Origin of the sequence: Paraburkholderia yinzeri (genome assembly GCF_046581065.1) — a bacterium.
Classification (GTDB): domain Bacteria; phylum Pseudomonadota; class Gammaproteobacteria; order Burkholderiales; family Burkholderiaceae; genus Paraburkholderia.
On sequence record NZ_JBFOCJ010000001.1, the window covers coordinates 3140030 to 3155964 of the forward strand.

A 15935-nucleotide genomic window follows, 5' to 3' on the forward strand; every position below is an offset into this window, starting at 1 on the left:
AAAAACCGCCGTGCGGCGCGGCATTGCCAGGTCTGTCGAACGCCTCCGAGGGAGGCGAAGCTCGGTATTCTAACGTTTCTCAACATTTAAAAAACACCTCAGCCCCCCTTTCACGGAGATTTTTTCTTTTTATTTCAAAGCATTAAAGAGAAGGGGCGCCACCACCCGGCGTCACCCAGCGTTACGCGGGCCGACATGCAGAGAATGCCGCTCTTGCACGGCAGAAACCAGCGCTAGCTTCGGCGCACATCTCAAAACAAACCACCGGATTGCTGCGCGGGCGATGTCAGTCGTCGGAGGCGTGCGGGTCGGGGGTCGTTTTGGCGAGCTCGGGGGGAGCAAGCCAGCGGAAGGAAGCAAGACCGGATTCGTTGAAGAGGCACTCGGCGGCGGCGGGTGTGTGCACAGGCTTCTTGATGCCCAGCTTCTGGGCAAGCGCGGCGACCGGCGTGCCGGGCTTGGGCTCGACCTTGACAGCCGAAGCACCCGACGCCGCGGCGGCCACCACCGCCCCGCTTGCCGCGGCGGCCTGCGATCCCGAAGCTGCGGATGCCGCGGACGCAACCGATACCGCCGATGAGCCCGACGCCGCTTCAACTGCGGAAGCCCCCGATGCCCCCAATGCCGCGACCGCCGGCTTCAGCGCTTTGTCGAGGTGCCCTTCGACCACCACGCGCTGGCCGCGATAAGCGACCGCGCTATCCGTCACGGAAAGCTTGCCCAGCGACGTTTCCGCGAGCCGGTGCCGCATCTCGTCTTCGCACGTGCTGGGGTTGCGGTATTGCGCGACGCATCCCGCCAGCAGGGTGGCAACGGCCGCAAGGCCGACGAAGCAAGCTTTCCGTTTGTTCATCGCGATTCCGTATTCAGGCAGCCGCAATTGTAGCCGAAGGGCCACAGCACCCCGCAGCGCCCGATCAGACGGACTTCGACTTGCCCGCGCCCTTGCCGTTCTTTTTCTTCGACGGCGGAGGCGGTTCGGCCGTCACGTCGTCGGCGGCGATATCCGCGGCAATCGCCTTGCCGTCCGGTACCGGATCGGCGGCGCCGTCCCGCGCCTTTTTGGCGGGTTTGCCCTCCTTCACGTCGGCCGGCACGGCGAGCTTGTTGAACGTGGTCTCGTCGTTCTCCTTGTCGTAGCCGATCTCGACGGTGTCGCCCGACTGCAGCGCATCGCCGAGTATCTCCTTCGCCAGCCGCGTTTCCACCTGTTGCCGGATCTGCCGCTTCAGTTCCCGCGCGCCGAACTCGGGCTGATAGCCCACCTCCACCAGATGATCGACGAGCGCCTCGCTCATCTTCAGCGTGATGTCCTGCGCCGCCGCCGTGCGCACCACCCGGTCCAGCTGGATCCGCACGATCGAGCGGATGTTCTCCTTCGAGAGCGCATGGAACACGATGATCTCGTCGATGCGGTTCAGGAACTCGGGACGGAAGTGCCCCTTGAGCACCTTCATGAGTTCCTCGCGCACGACCTTCTCGCTCTTGCGCTTCGCTTCGGGCTGCTCCAGGTTCTCCATGATGATCGAAGCGCCCAGGTTGCTCGTGGCGATGATGATCGTGTTGCTGAAGTCCACCACGCGGCCCTTGCCGTCGGTCAGCCGCCCGTCGTCGAATACCTGCAGCAGCACGTTGTAGACGTCCGGGTGCGCCTTCTCGATCTCGTCGAGCAGGATCACGCTATAGGGACGGCGCCGCACGCGCTCGGTCAACTGCCCGCCCTCGTCGTAGCCCACGTAGCCCGGCGGCGCGCCAATGAGGCGCGCGACCGCGTGGCGCTCCATGTACTCGCTCATGTCGATGCGGATGATGGCCTGCTCGTCGCCGAACACGCTTTCCGCCAGCGCTTTCGCGAGCTCGGTCTTGCCCACCCCCGTCGGCCCGAGGAACAGGAACGTCGCGATCGGCCGGTGCTCCTGGCCGAGACCCGCGCGCGAGAGGCGTACGGCGTCGCTCACCGCGACCACCGCATCGGCCTGGCCCACCACACGCTCGCGCAGCTTGTCCTCCATCTTCAACAGCTTCTGGCGCTCTTCCTGCGTAAGGTCCGCCACCGGTATGCCCGTGAGGCGCGAAACCACATCGGCAATCGAGGCCACCGTCACTTCCAGCGTCTCGGAGCCGGTCTTGCGCTGCCACGCTTCCATCTGCCCGTCGAGCTGCTTCTGCTTCTCGCCGATGCGTTCCTCGAAGCCCTTCGCCGCGTCGTAACGCTTGCGCGAGGCCGCGTAGTCCTGCTCGCGCCTGAGCTGCGCGATCTCCGCTTCGAGCTCCTGAATGTCCGCGGGCCGCGACGTGGCGCTGATGCGCACGCGCGCCGCCGCCTGGTCGATCAGGTCGATGGCCTTGTCGGGCAGGAAGCGCGAGGTGATGTAGCGGTCCGAAAGCTCGGCGGCGGCCACGAACGCGTCATCGGCGAAGGTCACCTGGTGGTGGGCCTCCAGTTTGTCGCGCAGGCCGCGCAGGATCACGATGGTCTGCTCGACCGTGGGCTCCGGCACGAGCACGAGCTGGAAGCGCCGTTCGAGCGCGGCGTCCTTTTCGATGTACTTCTGGTATTCGTTGAGCGTCGTGGCGCCGATCAGGCTCAGCTCGCCGCGGGCGAGCGCGGGCTTGAGCACGTTCGCGATGTCGAGGCCGCCTTCGCCGCCGCCCTGCCCGGCGCCCACGATCGTGTGCAGTTCGTCGATGAAGAGGATCAGCTCGTCGTTCTTTGCCGTCACCTCGTCGATGAGCTGCTTCGCGCGCTCTTCGAATTCGCCGCGATACTTCGCGCCCGCGACCATCGAGTTGATGTTGACCTCGACGAGGCGCTTGCCGCGCAGCACTTCCGGCACGTCGCCGTTGACGATGCGCTGCGCGAGCCCTTCGACGATAGCGGTCTTGCCCACGCCCGGCTCGCCGATCAGCACCGGGTTGTTCTTCTTGCGGCGCGCGAGCACTTCGATCGTGTTCTCGATCTCCTGCGCGCGGCCGAGCACGGGGTCGAGCTTGCCCTGGCGCGCCATGGCGGTGAGATCGCGCCCGAACTTGTCGAGGTTCGGCGTACCGGTGGGCGTATCCACACGGCCGTCTTCCGCGCCCTTGCCCACCACTTTCACGACTTTCTGGCGCAGCGCCTCGGGCGTCACGCCGTACTTCTTCAGCAGCGCGCCCGCGATACTGTCGGGCACGGCCGCGAGACCGATGAGCAGATGCTCGGGCCCGACGTACGAGTGGCCGAGATCGCGCGAGGCCTGGAACGCGTACTGGAACGCCTTTTTCAGGCGCGGCGAGACGGTCATCCTGTCGAGGGCTTCGTCGTCGCCGGCGGTGCCTTGTCTCGCGTGCTCGTCGATATAGTTCCTGATGTCCTGGGGCGAGAGCTTCAGCTCTTTCAGGAGTGCGGTGCAGACGTCCGTGTCGGCCAGCACGTAGAGCACGTGCTCCGTATCGAGCTCGTTGCGGTGCAGCTCGTGGGCTTTTTCGGCCGCGCGCTGCAGCAGTTCCATCGTTTGTTCGCTGAAGGCGTCGGTGGCGTCCACGGACTCGCGCGGCACTTCGGCCGCGAGGCCCGGCCCCTCGTCGTCGTGGTCGCCTTCGCCACCGGGTCCGCCGAAGAAGCGCGACAGCCCGCCGCCGCCCAGCAGCGAATCGAACGGATTGAGCATGCTTTGATGGCGCATCAATTGCCGGTAGTCGTAGTCGCAGATCGATAGCGACTTGCGCTGACCGTCCTGCACGACAGTCACGCGCGCGACGGCGGGCCGGGCATTGCAGATTTCACATAGGGCTGGCATGGTCGACTTGTCTCCAGTTCGGCGCCGCACGGCGCGCGGCCATGCGGCTCGGCGCAACGCAGCGGTGCGCCGGAAAAGTGACGAAGCGGCAGGCGGCGCGCGAGGGAGCGCGACGCTGCGGCGGACGAGCCCCGTGCCGGCGGCGGGATCGCGCGCGTGCGCAGGAACCGGGCAGCACAGGTCGAAAATATTCTGGCAGGAATCGGCATGGCACGCGCGCTACGTGCAACGCCCCTTTTTGCACACGAATCGCAGACGGATCGCACAAAAGAAAAAAGGCGGGACAGACGTCCCGCCGAATAGCGTGCGTTCAGGTGCACGCGAGGAGAACAACGGCAGACCCGCTGCGCCACCAGACCACTGACGCGCTACAACGCGGACCCTGCGCAAGACAAGGAAAATCCCGTCTGCCGATACCTCATGGGTAACAGGTTTGCAATCGTGCGATCAACGCCGGTTCGATCCCGAGACCACATCGATCCACACGGCTAGCACGAGAATGCCGCCCTTCACGATCATCTGCCAGTAAGCATCGACGTCGAGCATCGACATGCCGTTGTCGAGGCTCGCCATCACGAGCGCGCCGATCAGCGCGCCATAGACCGTGCCGGAGCCGCCGCGCATCGAGGTGCCGCCGATGAAGCACGCCGCGATCGCGTCGAGCTCGCCCATCGTTCCCGCGGAAGGCGAACCCGCCGCGAGACGCGCCGTGTTGACGATACCGGCGAATGCGCACATGAGCCCCATGAGCGCGAAGATCGCGAGCTTCACACGGTTCGTGTTGACGCCCGAAAGACGCGTGGCTTCGAGATTCGAGCCCACGGCGTAGATGCGGCGGCCGAACACGGTCTGCGTCGCGATCCACGTGAAGATGCCGAGCATCGCGAGCAGCAGCAGCACGGGCACGGGAATGCCGCCGTAGCTGTCGAGCGTCACGACGAACGCCAGCACGATTGCGCCGGCGCCCGCGATCTTCACGCCGTCCTGCCAGACCGGCACGACCGGCAGTTGATAGCGCCGCCGGTTCGCGCGCTGGCGCACCGTGAGGAGCGCCAGCAGCAGGAACAGCACGAGTGCGAGCACGTCGCCCGCGAGACGCGGCAGATAGCCCTGGCCGATGAATACGAAGTTGTCGGAGACCGGCGCAATCGTCGAACCGCCCGTGATGCCCAGCAGGATGCCGCGATACGCGAGCATGCCGCCCAGCCCCACGATGAACGACGGCACGCGCCGATAGGTGGACCACCAGCCGTTGAACAGCCCGACCAGCACGCCGAGCGCGAGCACGGCCGGGACGGTCGCCACGATCGGCCAGTTGTGATTGGCGTCGAGGATGGCGCCCACGCCGCCCAGCAGGCCCAGTAACGAGCCTACCGACAGATCGATCTCGCCCGCGATGATCACGAACACCATGCCGCACGCGAGCATGCCGGTGACGGACATCTGCCGCAGCAGGTTCGAGACGTTGCGCGGCGTGACGAACGCGCCATGCGTGAGCACCGAGAAAAATGCCCAGATCGCCGCCACGGCGATGAGCAGCGCGAGGATCTTGTAGCGCGCGAACAGTTGCTGGAAACGCAGGGCGAAGCCGCTGCCGCCGTGTGGCGCGCCTTCGCGCGCAGGTTGGGAAGTGACGTCGGGGGTCATGCTGCACTCGCTCGGTTGGATGGCGGGCGCGCGCTCTGGATCGCCGCGCCCAGTATGTGTTCCTGTGTCAGGCCCTCGTTGACGAAGTCGCCGCGCAACTCGCCCTCGCCGATCACCAGCACGCGATCGCTGACCCCCAGCACCTCGGGCAGCTCCGACGACACCATGACGATGGCAACGCCGCGCTTCGCCAGCTCGAACATGAGCTTGTAAATCTCGTACTTCGCGCCCACGTCCACGCCGCGCGTGGGCTCGTCGAGAATCAGCACCTTGGGATTCGTGAGCAGCATCTTCGTGAGCACGGCCTTCTGCTGGTTCCCGCCCGAAAGGCTCGCGATCGAGAGCATGGGATTCGCCGCGCGCACGGAAAGACGCTGCATCTCCGTGCGGATCGTGTCGAGCTCGGCCGCCGTATCGATGCGCCCGCCCTTCGTATAGCGTTCCAGCACCGAAAGCGTGATGTTGTGGCCCACGCCGAGCTGCGGGACGATGCCGTGGCGCTTGCGGTCCTCGGGCACCATGGCGATGCCGGAACGAATCGCTTCGAGCGGCGAGCGGATCTTCAGCGCCTTGCCTTCGAGCAGCACCGTCGCCGAACAGGCGCCCGCGTACGAGCCGAAGATGGCCTGCATCGTCTCCGTGCGCCCCGCGCCCACGAGCCCGGCCACGCCGAGAATCTCTCCGCGCCGCACCGTGAACGACACGTCGTCCACGCGCTTGCGGCGCGGGTTCGTCACGTCGTAGCAGGTGACGTTGCGCGCCTCGAACACCACTTCGCCGATATCGTGCGGCTCGCGCGGAAAGAGGTTGCGGATCTCGCGGCCCACCATCATGGAGATGATGCGGTCCGTGGTCATCGTCGCCATCGGCTCGGTGGCCACGTGCCGGCCGTCGCGTATCACCGTGACGGTATCGCATACGGCCTCGACTTCGTCGAGCTTGTGCGAGATGTACACGCAGGCCACACCGCGCCGCTTGAGGTCGCGCACGATGTCGAGCAGGATTTTCGTTTCGGCGGCGGTGAGCGACGACGAAGGCTCGTCGAGAATCAGCAGCTTCGCGCGCTTGTTGAGCGCCTTGGCGATCTCGATGAGCTGCTGATGTCCGCCGCCGTAGTTCATCACGGGCTGCGCCACGTTGATGGCGTCGATCTTCAGCTCGCGCAGCAGTTCGTCCGCGCGCCGGTACATCGCCGCGTAATTCATGCGGCCGCCCGGCAGGGTGATCTCGTTGCCGAGGAAGATGTTCTCGGCAACGGAAAGCTCCGGCACGAGCATCAGCTCCTGATGGATGATGACGATGCCCGCGCGTTCCGTGTCGCGCACGCTCGCCGCCTTGAGCGGCTCTCCTTCCCAGCGGATCTCGCCATCCCAGGTGCCGTGCGGATACACGCCGGAGAGCACCTTCATGAGCGTCGACTTGCCGGCGCCGTTCTCGCCGCACAGGCCCACGCACTCGCCGGGCCGCACGGTGAGATCGATGCCGTCGAGCGCCTTCACACCCGCAAAGGACTTGACGATGCCGCGCATCGTCAGCAATGGTTCGGTCATACGGTTTACGCCTCGCTGCTAAGGCCCGCGCACATGCCGCCGCCATGGCGGCGCATGCGCGCGGGCCGGCTGCCGTTACTGGCTGGCCAGTTGTTGCTGCGTATAGAAGCCGTCCTTGACCACGATGTCGACGTTGCTCTTCGTGAGCAGCGTCGGCTGCAGCAGGACCGTATCGACCTTCTTCTTGCCGTTGTCGTACTGGGCGTTGTACGCGGGCTGCTCGCCCTTCGCGAGTTCGACGGCCAGCTTCGCGGCTTCGCCCGCGATCAGCTTGAGCGGCTTGTAGACCGTCATCGTCTGCGTGCCGGCGATCACGCGGCGAACGGCGGCGAGATCGGCGTCCTGGCCCGACACCGGCACCTTGCCCGCGAGATGCTGCGCGGCAAGCGCCTGGATCGCGCCGCCCGCCGTGCCGTCGTTCGAGGCCACGACCGCGTCGATCTTGTTGTTGTTCGCCGTGAGCGCGTCTTCCATGATGCTCAGCGCCGTCGAAGCGCTCCACTCGGGCACCCACTGCTGGCCGACCACCTTGATGTCGCCGCGGTCGATGGCGGGCTGGAGCACCTTCAACTGGCCTGCGCGCAGCATCTTCGCGTTGTTGTCGGTCGGCGCGCCGCCCAGCAGGAAGTAGTTGCCCTTCGGCTTCACGTTATAGACGCCCTGAGCCTGTAGTTCTCCTACCTTTTCATTGTCAAATGAAATGTAGGCGTCGATGTCGGCATCGAGAATCAGGCGGTCGTACGAGATGACCTTGATACCCGCCTTCTTCGCCTCGGCCACCACGTTGCCGAGCGTCTTCGAGTTGAACGGCACGATCACGATCACGTCGACGCCGCGCGAGATCAGGTTTTCGATCTGCGAGATCTGGCGTTCCTCGCTGGCGTCGGCCGACTGCACCGACACCTTGGCGCCCATCTTCTCCGCGGCCGCGACGAAGTAATCGCGATCGCGCGACCAGCGCTCGACGCGCAAGTCATCGATACAGAAGCCGATCTCCGGATGATCCTTGCTTGCGTGCGCAAGCGGCGCCGCGAGCGACAGGCTCGCGAGCACGGCCCCGCATACCAGCGAACCCAGAACCGAACGGCGTTTTGCGAATTTCATGTCTCCACTCCTCTTGATGGTCGAAGGCCATCCCCACGCGATGCGCGGAAATGGCACGGCTATGGTGGTTGGACGCACACGCGCCGGCACAATGCGGCGCTTCGGCATGACCACAGGACTGCCAGGCATGCGCGGCTGCTTTGGCCGCGCGTTCTTTTTGCGTCACCGGCGCCGGATGAATCAGGCGCCGGTTGCAAAAACGGGTTCGAGCGCGCGATAGAGCGCGCCGAAGGTGGGACGGCGCGCCTCGCGATACCACGCGTGGCGAGCGGTGTCGGGCTCGCGCACGGCAATCACGGGCGGCTGCGGACAGACATCAGCGAGCGCGGCGTCCGGTTCGAGCGCGAGGTGCGCGAGGCGCGCCGCACCCAGCGCGGGCCCAACTTCTCCGCCCGCACGCAGCGTGAGCGCGCGTCCGCTGATATCGGCGAGCATCTGCGTCCACCACGCGCTGCGCGAGCCTCCGCCGATCACGGTGATCGAGTCCGGCACGAGACCCGCCGCATGCAGCGCATCCATGCCGTCGAGCAGCGCAAAGCCCACGCCTTCGAGCGTCGCGTTCGCGAGATCCGCACGCGTGGTCTGCGGCGTCATGCCGTAGAACACGCCTTTGGCGTTGACGTTGTTGTGCGGCGTACGCTCGCCGCTCAGATACGGCAGGAACCACGGACGGCGCGCATCGGTCTGCGGGCTCGCATGCGCCTCGGCATCGGCGAGCAGGGCCGCCACGCTCTCGTAACCCGTCAACTGGGCCGTGAAGTCGAGGCAACTGGCCGCGTTCAGCATCACCGACATCAGATGCCAGGTTTGCGGCAGTGCGTGGCAGAAGCTGTGCACGGCGGAATCGGGATTGGCGCGAAAGCCGTCCGAGACGGCGAAATACACGCCGGACGTGCCGAGCGAGAGCATGGCGTCGCCGGGGCGCACGATGCCCACGCCCACCGCACCCGCCGCGTTATCGCCGCCGCCGGCCACAACCGGCACTTCGCGCAGGCCGAACTCGCGCGCCAGTTCCGGGCGCAGCGTACCCGTGATCTGGTTGCCTTCGAAAACGCGCGGCATCTGCTCGCGCGTCAGCCCGCAGGCGGCAAGCAAAGCGTCGCTATAGTCGCGCTTCGCGATGTCGAGCCAGAGTGTTCCCGCGGCGTCCGAAGCGTCGGTGGCAAACTCGCCCGTCAGCAGATAGCGCAGATAGTCTTTCGGGAGCAGCACGTGGGCGACGCGCGCGAACACCTCGGGCTCGTGCTTGCGCACCCACAGCAGCTTGGGCGCCGTGAAGCCCGGCATCGCCAGATTACCCGCCACGGCATGCAGTTCGGGAACCGCGCGTTCGAGCTCGATACATTCGGCATCCGAACGACCATCGTTCCAGAGAATGGCCGGCCGCAGCACTTCGCCGTTCGCATCGAGCAGCGTGGCGCCGTGCATCTGGCCCGTGAGGCCGATAGCCTCAATACGCGCGGCCTCGATACCCGCGCCCGCCGCTTCGGCAATCAGCGCGCGCAGCGCCGTGCGCGCGGCCTGCCACCAATCCTGCGGCGCCTGCTCGGACCAGCGCGGCTGCGGGCGGCTCGCCGTGAGCGGCGCGCTCGCACTGCCGAGCACGTCGCCCGCGCGATCCAGCAGCACGGCTTTCACGCCGGACGTGCCGAGGTCGATTCCGATGAACATGTCTCCATCCTTCCTGGTCGCGCACCTGCGCGTCGACAGCGCGTACCGCTTTCGCAGCGGCTTGCGCGCGTTCGTTCAAGTGCTGCACATGCGCCCGCGCGCCCTGCCCTCGCGGCACGGCGCGTGCGGAGGCTCAGCGCTGCCCGTAGATCGCCTGGTTGACGATGTTTTCGAGCCGCTCCTGCTGGCCGCTCACGTGGTGCGGATTCACGCCGTGCGCGACGGCATCCGCGGCGAGCGACGACAGCGAATAGCCGCCGGCCAGGATCTTGCGGCCGAACTCCGTGTCCCAGCCCGCATAACGTTGCTTGCGCAACTGATCGAGGCGTTCGTTCTCGACCAGCACGGCGGCACGTTCGAGCGCGATCGCCAGCACGTCGATCGCACCGGCGTGGCCGTAGAACAGGTCTTCGGGGTCGACGCTCTGGCGCCGCACCTTCGCGTCGAAGTTCATGCCGCCGGTCGTGAAGCCGCCGTGGCGCAGGATCTCGTAGAACGCGAGCGCGAGTTCTTCCACGCTGTTCGGGAACTGGTCGGTATCCCAGCCGTTCTGCGGGTCGCCGCGATTGGCGTCGACGCTGCCGAACACGCCGAGCGCATACGCCGAGGCGATTTCGTGGTGGAACGAATGACCCGCGAGCGTGGCGTGGTTGGCCTCGATGTTCACGCGGATTTCGTTCTGCAGCCCGTATTGCGTGAGGAAACCGTGCACCGTCGCGACGTCGTAGTCGTACTGATGCTTGGTGGGCTCCTGCGGCTTCGGCTCGATCAGCAGCATGCCCGTAAAGCCGGTGCGATGCTTGTGCTCCACGACCATCGAAAGGAAGCGGGCGAACTGCTCGCGCTCGCGCACGAGGTCGGTGTTGAGCAGCGTCTCGTAGCCTTCCCGGCCGCCCCACAGCACGTAGTTCTCGCCGCCCAGCTTGCGCGTGGCGTCGAGCGCGTGGCACACCTGGGTCGCCGCGTACGCGAACACCTCGGGATTCGGGTTGGTCGCCGCGCCCGCCGCGTAGCGCGGATTCGAAAAGAGGTTCGCCGTGCCCCACAGCAGCTTCACGCCGCTCGCCTGCTGGCGCTCGCCGAGGTAGTCCACCATGCGGGAGAAGTTTTCTGTGTAGTCCTTCAGGTCCTTGCCTTCGGGCGCAACGTCGGTGTCATGGAACGTGTAGAACGGCGTGCCGAGCTTCGAGAAGAATTCGAAAGCCGCGTCGGCCTTCTGGCGTGCGCGCTCCATGGCGTCGCCGGGCTGCTGCCACGGCCGGTGGAACGCGCCTTGCCCGAAGATGTCGTTGCCCGGCCACACGAACGTATGCCAGTAGCACACCGCAATACGCAGGTGCTCTTCCATCGTCTTGCCGAGCACCTTTTTCGTGCGGTCGTAGTAATGGAAGGCGAGCGGGTTGTCGGACTGCGGCCCCTCGTAGCGGAGCGCGGGAATGGATTCGAAATACGACATGGTGTCTCCAGTCATGTTGCGGCGCAGCGATGCGCGCCTTGCTGTGTGACGCCATACTGCCCGCCGCGCGCGATGAGCGGCAATTGCGAAATTGCGGGATACCGATAATGTTTCCTGCCAGCCCCGCCTCCCCTCTGCACGGCAGCCGCGATGTCGGCCTAAAATAGCCGCACGCCTAAAACACGAGACAACGGACGAGACGCCCCGCGCCGCCAGCCATCCGCGCCCCCATGACCCGCCCTTCCCAGACGTCGCACCGCATCGCACTGTTGTTCAACGCGAACAAGGTCTATGACCGCGAGATCATCGCGGGGATCGGCCAATATCTGAGCTCCACGCGCGTGGCATGGGATCTCTTTCTGGAGGAGGATTTCCGCTGCCGCCTCGTGGGCATCGAGCGTTTCGACGGCGACGGCATCATCGCGGACTTCGACGACCCCGCCGTGGCCGACGCCCTCGCGGGCTGCCGGCTGCCCGTGGTCGCGGTGGGCTCCTCGTTCGAGGACGCCGCGCAGTACCCGCCCGACGTCCCCTACATCGCCACCGACAACGCCAAGCTCGTCTCGCTCGCGTGGACCCATCTGATCGGCGCGGGGTTGCCGCATCTCGCGATGTACAGCCTGCCCGCCGCCGAGGAAAACCGCTGGGCCCAGCAGCGCGAGCTCGCCTTCCAGAAGCTCGCGCACGACGAGGGGCTCGATGCGCCCGTCTACCGCGGGCTCGCGACGAGCGCCCCCTCCTGGAACCAGGCCATCGAGCAACTGAGCGTCTGGCTGCACAGCCTGCCGAAGCCCGTCGGCGTGATCGCCGTGACCGACGCGCGGGCACGCCACCTGCTGCAGGCCTGCCTGATTCACGGTATCGCCGTACCCGAGCAGGTCGCGATCCTCGGCATCGACAACGATCCGCTCACGCGCACGCTCACGCGTATTCCGCTTTCGTCGGTGATCCAGGGCACGGGAGAAATGGGCAAGACTGCCGCCCACCTGCTGCATCAGATGCTGCGCGGCGCACGCTTTCCCGGGCGGCGCATTCTGGTGCCGCCGGTCGGCATCAACGTGCTCGAATCGACGAAGCACGAGCCGCTCTCGAGCCCGCACGTCATGCGCGCGCGCCACTTCATCCGCCAGTACGCGTGCCAGGGCATCAAGACCGAGCAGGTGGCGGACTATGTCGGCATCTCGCGCTCCTCGCTGGAAGAGTATTTCCGGCGCGAGCGCCAGTGCACCGTGCATCAGGAAATCCTGCGCCACAAGCTCGACGCCGCGAAGGCCATGCTCGCGAGCCGCGACGCGTCGAGCGCCGAAGTGGCCATCCGCTGCGGATTCACCTCGCTGCAGTACATGTATGCCGTCTTCAAACGCGAGCTGGGCTGCACGCCGCGCGAGTACCAGGACAGCGCCGCACCCGCGCCTGCCGCGCCGCCCCGAGCCTGACGCCCGCGCCCGCTCAGACCCCGGCCACCCATGAATTCAACCGAACCGCGCCTCATGAACAGCCTCGCCCATCTGCCTTCCGAATCCTGGGGCACCCTGCCCGGCGGCGACCCCGTCCGGCTCTACACGCTGCGCAACGCGCAGGGCATGAAAGTCACGATCAGCGATCTGGGCGCGACCCTCGTTTCATGGTTCGCGCCGGACCGCGCCGGGCGCCTCGCCGATATCCTGCTCGGCCACGACACACCCGCCGCCTACTACACGGCCAGCACCTATATGGGCGGCCTGGTCGGCCGTTGGGCGAACCGCATCGGCGGCGCGCACTTCACGCTCGACGGTGTCGGCTACGCGCTCGACCGCAACGAAAACGGCAATCTGCTGCACGGGGGAGCGCAAGGTTTTCATCGGGCGATCTGGGAGGTCGTCGACGACCGTGGAGCACTCACGCTACGGCTCGACTCGCCCGAGGGCGACGCGGGATTTCCGGGCAACGTGAGCGTGGAGGTGCGCTATACGCTCGACGACGACGGCACCCTGACACTCGACTACGAAGCGCTCACCGACGCGCCGACGCCGCTCAATCTCACGAGCCATCCGTATTTCAATCTTTCGGGGGAACCCGGTTCCGATATCCGCGGCCACGTCCTCACCATCGACGCCGACGCCTACCTGGAAGTCGATCCGCAGATGATTCCGCTCGGCATCGCGGACGTCTCGGGCAGCGCGTTCGACTTCCGTCATGGCGCGCCGCTGGGGGCGCGGCTCGACTGGCCAAACGCGCAGCTCGCGCGGGCAGACGGCTTCGATCATTGCTACCGGCTGCGCAAGCCCGGGGGCGAAGCGGCGCTGCGCGCCGTCGCGAGCGTCTACGAGCCCGCAAGCGGGCGCGAACTTTTCGTCGCGACCGACCAGTGCGGGCTGCAGTGTTACACGGGAAACCACCTGGAGGGAACGCCTGGCCGCCACGGCACCGCCTGCGTACGCCACGCGGGTCTATGCCTCGAAGCCGGCGGCTTTCCGAACCAGATCAACATGGGCGAGCCCGAGCACGAGGCCGCGGTGCTGCGCCCCGGCTCGACCTACCGCCAGGTGACGCAGTACCGCGTGGGCGTGCGGGGCTGAGGAAGCGGCGGCGATAGCGCGGGAGCCCCGCGCTATCGCCGTCATTTGTCGTACTGATACACGCCGCGGCCGGTCTTGCGGCCCAGATGGCCCGCGGCCACCAGCTCGCGCAGCAACGGGCAGGCGCGATACTTCGAATCGCCGAAGTCCTTCAGGAACACGTCCATCACCGAAAGGCAGACGTCGAGGCCGATCAGGTCCGCCAGCGCGAGCGGCCCGATCGGATGATTCGCGCCGAGCTTCATGCCCGCGTCGATCTCCTCGGCGCTCGCAATGCCGTCCGCGAGCACGAAGAACGCTTCGTTGATCATCGGCACGAGGATACGGTTCACGACGAAGCCTGGGGCATTCTTCACGGCAATGGGCGTCTTTTCGAGGCGCAGCGCGAGCTGCCGCACGTCCTCGGCCACCTGCGCACGCGTTTGCAGACCGCGGATCACCTCGACGAGCGGCATCATCGGCACGGGGTTGAAGAAGTGCATGCCGATGAAGCGCGACGGGTCGGCCAGCGTCGTGGCGAGCGCCGTGATGGAGATCGACGAGGTGTTCGACGCGATGATCGCGTCCGGGCGCGCGGCCGCCTCGATCTGCTTGAGAATGCGCGTCTTGAGTTCGGCGTTCTCGGTGGCGGCCTCGATCACGAGGTCCGCGGCGGCGAGGCGCTGATAGTCGGTGGAGGTTTCGACGCGCGCGAGCGCGGCATCGCGCACGGCTGCATCGAGCTTGCCCTTCGAGACGAGCCGCTCCATGCTGTGCGCGAGCGTCGCCATGCCCCTGGCGAGCGCCGCATCGGTCACGTCGATCATCACGGCCTTCAGGCCCGCCACTGCCACGGCCTGCGCGATGCCGTTGCCCATCGTGCCCGCGCCCACGATCCCTACTGTTTCGATTGCCATCCTCGTCCTCGCTCCTGGGTCTGCGACGCCGGCCGATCGCGTATCGGAATGAATGCCGGCGAGGCGGTGCGTGCTGCACCGCGTCAATAGCCGACAGTTTAGCGGGTTGCGGGACGCGACCGGAACTCGCGCGTCGGGTGGGTGCCGCGGGCTACGGCCGGCGGGCGTTCACGCGCCGCCGATGTGCCCGAATTCGAGCGGCGTGCGCGTGTAGAAGAGCGGCACGCCGCCCTTGCCGAGCGTGGCGAGCAGTCCGTCGATAACCGCGTCCTCGGCGATGAGCACGACCATGGCCGGCTCGTCCGCCAGCTCGAAGAAGCGCGCCGCATGCAGACGCCCGCGCGCGTCGACGCCCTCGGAGCCCTCCATCACCGTCGCGCCCTGCACGCCCGCGGCCCTGGCCGCGTCGAGAATCCAGTCGACCGCGGACTGGTGACCGTGCTTCAGACTACGGCTCGCGTAGAGCGTGAGCTGACTGCCAACTGCCATGACGTCTCCTCTTCGCGCCATAGCGCGAGGGTTGAGGTGCTGCAGGCCGCCGCGAGCGGCCGGGTCTAGAAGTTGTACTGGATATAAATCTCGCTGAAATCCTCGCCGGGATTCGGTTCCTTGATGTCCGCGTTCGAAATGTGCTGAAAGCGGAACCCGGCCTGGTAGTTCTGATGCTCGCCGAACTGCGCGCCGATGCCCACCATGTCGGCGAACTGGAACGACGTCGACAACGTTCTATCGGGCGTCAGGCGCGTATGGGAAAGCAGCCGCACGCCCACGCCGGCCTCGAAGAACGGCCGGAACCAGCCCGTGTCCTTGATGATGCGGAATACCGGCGTTACACCGAATTCCCAGATGTTCGGACGCACGGCATCCTGCGCATGCAGGTCCCAATATGCCGCATGGGCCTCGCCGACCACCGTGAAATGGAATCCGCCAATATGCCACCACTGCAGGCCCGGATCCCAGACAAGGCCGAGATCGAGCTTCTTCACGTCGTGGTCGGCCACGCCAGCCGCCATTTGAACGCCGAACTGGTCAGCCTGCGCGCCGGCGGCCCCGAACGCCAGCAGCGCGGTCAGCGCGCCGCACACGGCACGCCTTTGCCAGACCGATTGCTTTTCAGTCATATAAGTCCCCGAGACGAATGTCGACCGCACTGCACCGTCGCCTCGTTCGCCCCGCGCATGGGTGACTGGTGCGACGTACGTTCAGGCCTCGCCGCATACGTGGCCTGCCCTGCGCGGTTCAAGCTTGCTCATTCGCGCCACACACATGGACAA

At 66.5% G+C, this 15935-nt stretch carries 12 protein-coding genes; 2 read left to right on the forward strand and 10 right to left on the reverse strand.

Annotated features, from left to right (window positions below):
• Nucleotides 1-286: 286 nt before the first annotated feature.
• From WJ542_RS14975 to xylA, 7 genes are all read right to left on the reverse strand, one after another.
• Nucleotides 287-853: a hypothetical protein gene (locus WJ542_RS14975; protein WP_411189992.1), complete on the reverse strand. Its 567-nt coding sequence runs from the start codon at nucleotides 851-853 to the stop codon at nucleotides 287-289.
• Nucleotides 854-917: 64 nt separating this feature from the next.
• A complete protein-coding gene (locus WJ542_RS14980; protein WP_411189993.1) occupies nucleotides 918-3779 on the reverse strand; it encodes an ATP-dependent Clp protease ATP-binding subunit in 2862 nt (953 codons plus the stop codon).
• A 447-nt stretch (nucleotides 3780-4226) separates the two neighbouring features.
• Nucleotides 4227-5426, reverse strand: coding sequence for a sugar ABC transporter permease (locus WJ542_RS14985; RefSeq protein WP_411189994.1), 1200 nt, complete (start codon nucleotides 5424-5426; stop codon nucleotides 4227-4229).
• Complete coding sequence (xylG, locus tag WJ542_RS14990) at nucleotides 5423-6964, reverse strand: D-xylose ABC transporter ATP-binding protein (protein ID WP_411190576.1); 1542 nt, start codon at nucleotides 6962-6964, stop codon at nucleotides 5423-5425. Before xylG ends, WJ542_RS14985 begins: the two co-directional genes overlap by 4 nt.
• 87 nt (nucleotides 6965-7051) lie before the next feature.
• Nucleotides 7052-8080 (reverse strand): D-xylose ABC transporter substrate-binding protein, encoded by a 1029-nt coding sequence (xylF, locus tag WJ542_RS14995; RefSeq protein ID WP_027793450.1) that lies wholly within the window; start codon nucleotides 8078-8080, stop codon nucleotides 7052-7054.
• Between the two features lie 180 nt (nucleotides 8081-8260).
• On the reverse strand, nucleotides 8261-9751 hold the full coding sequence (gene xylB / locus WJ542_RS15000) for a xylulokinase (protein ID WP_411189995.1): 1491 nt from the start codon (nucleotides 9749-9751) through the stop codon (nucleotides 8261-8263).
• A gap of 133 nt (nucleotides 9752-9884) precedes the next feature.
• Nucleotides 9885-11207, reverse strand: coding sequence for a xylose isomerase (gene xylA / locus WJ542_RS15005; RefSeq protein ID WP_411189996.1), 1323 nt, complete (start codon nucleotides 11205-11207; stop codon nucleotides 9885-9887).
• Between the two features lie 230 nt (nucleotides 11208-11437).
• On the opposite strand from xylA, the gene WJ542_RS15010 reads away from it, so the two are divergent.
• The gene (locus WJ542_RS15010; protein ID WP_411189997.1) at nucleotides 11438-12643 is read left to right on the forward strand and encodes a XylR family transcriptional regulator; all 1206 of its coding nucleotides are present in this window, start codon (nucleotides 11438-11440) and stop codon (nucleotides 12641-12643) included.
• A 30-nt stretch (nucleotides 12644-12673) separates the two neighbouring features.
• The gene (locus WJ542_RS15015; protein ID WP_411189998.1) at nucleotides 12674-13765 is read left to right on the forward strand and encodes an aldose epimerase family protein; all 1092 of its coding nucleotides are present in this window, start codon (nucleotides 12674-12676) and stop codon (nucleotides 13763-13765) included.
• 41 nt (nucleotides 13766-13806) lie between these two features.
• Here the strand turns inward: WJ542_RS15015 and WJ542_RS15020 are convergent, their stop codons facing one another.
• The 3 genes from WJ542_RS15020 to WJ542_RS15030 all read right to left on the reverse strand — a co-directional run bounded on the left by WJ542_RS15020 (nucleotide 13807) and on the right by WJ542_RS15030 (nucleotide 15782).
• Nucleotides 13807-14661, reverse strand: coding sequence for a 3-hydroxybutyryl-CoA dehydrogenase (locus WJ542_RS15020; RefSeq protein ID WP_411189999.1), 855 nt, complete (start codon nucleotides 14659-14661; stop codon nucleotides 13807-13809).
• 168 nt (nucleotides 14662-14829) lie between these two features.
• Nucleotides 14830-15150 (reverse strand): DUF190 domain-containing protein, encoded by a 321-nt coding sequence (locus WJ542_RS15025; protein ID WP_411190000.1) that lies wholly within the window; start codon nucleotides 15148-15150, stop codon nucleotides 14830-14832.
• A gap of 65 nt (nucleotides 15151-15215) precedes the next feature.
• Nucleotides 15216-15782, reverse strand: coding sequence for an acyloxyacyl hydrolase (locus tag WJ542_RS15030; RefSeq protein WP_411190001.1), 567 nt, complete (start codon nucleotides 15780-15782; stop codon nucleotides 15216-15218).
• Nucleotides 15783-15935: the final 153 nt, after the last annotated feature.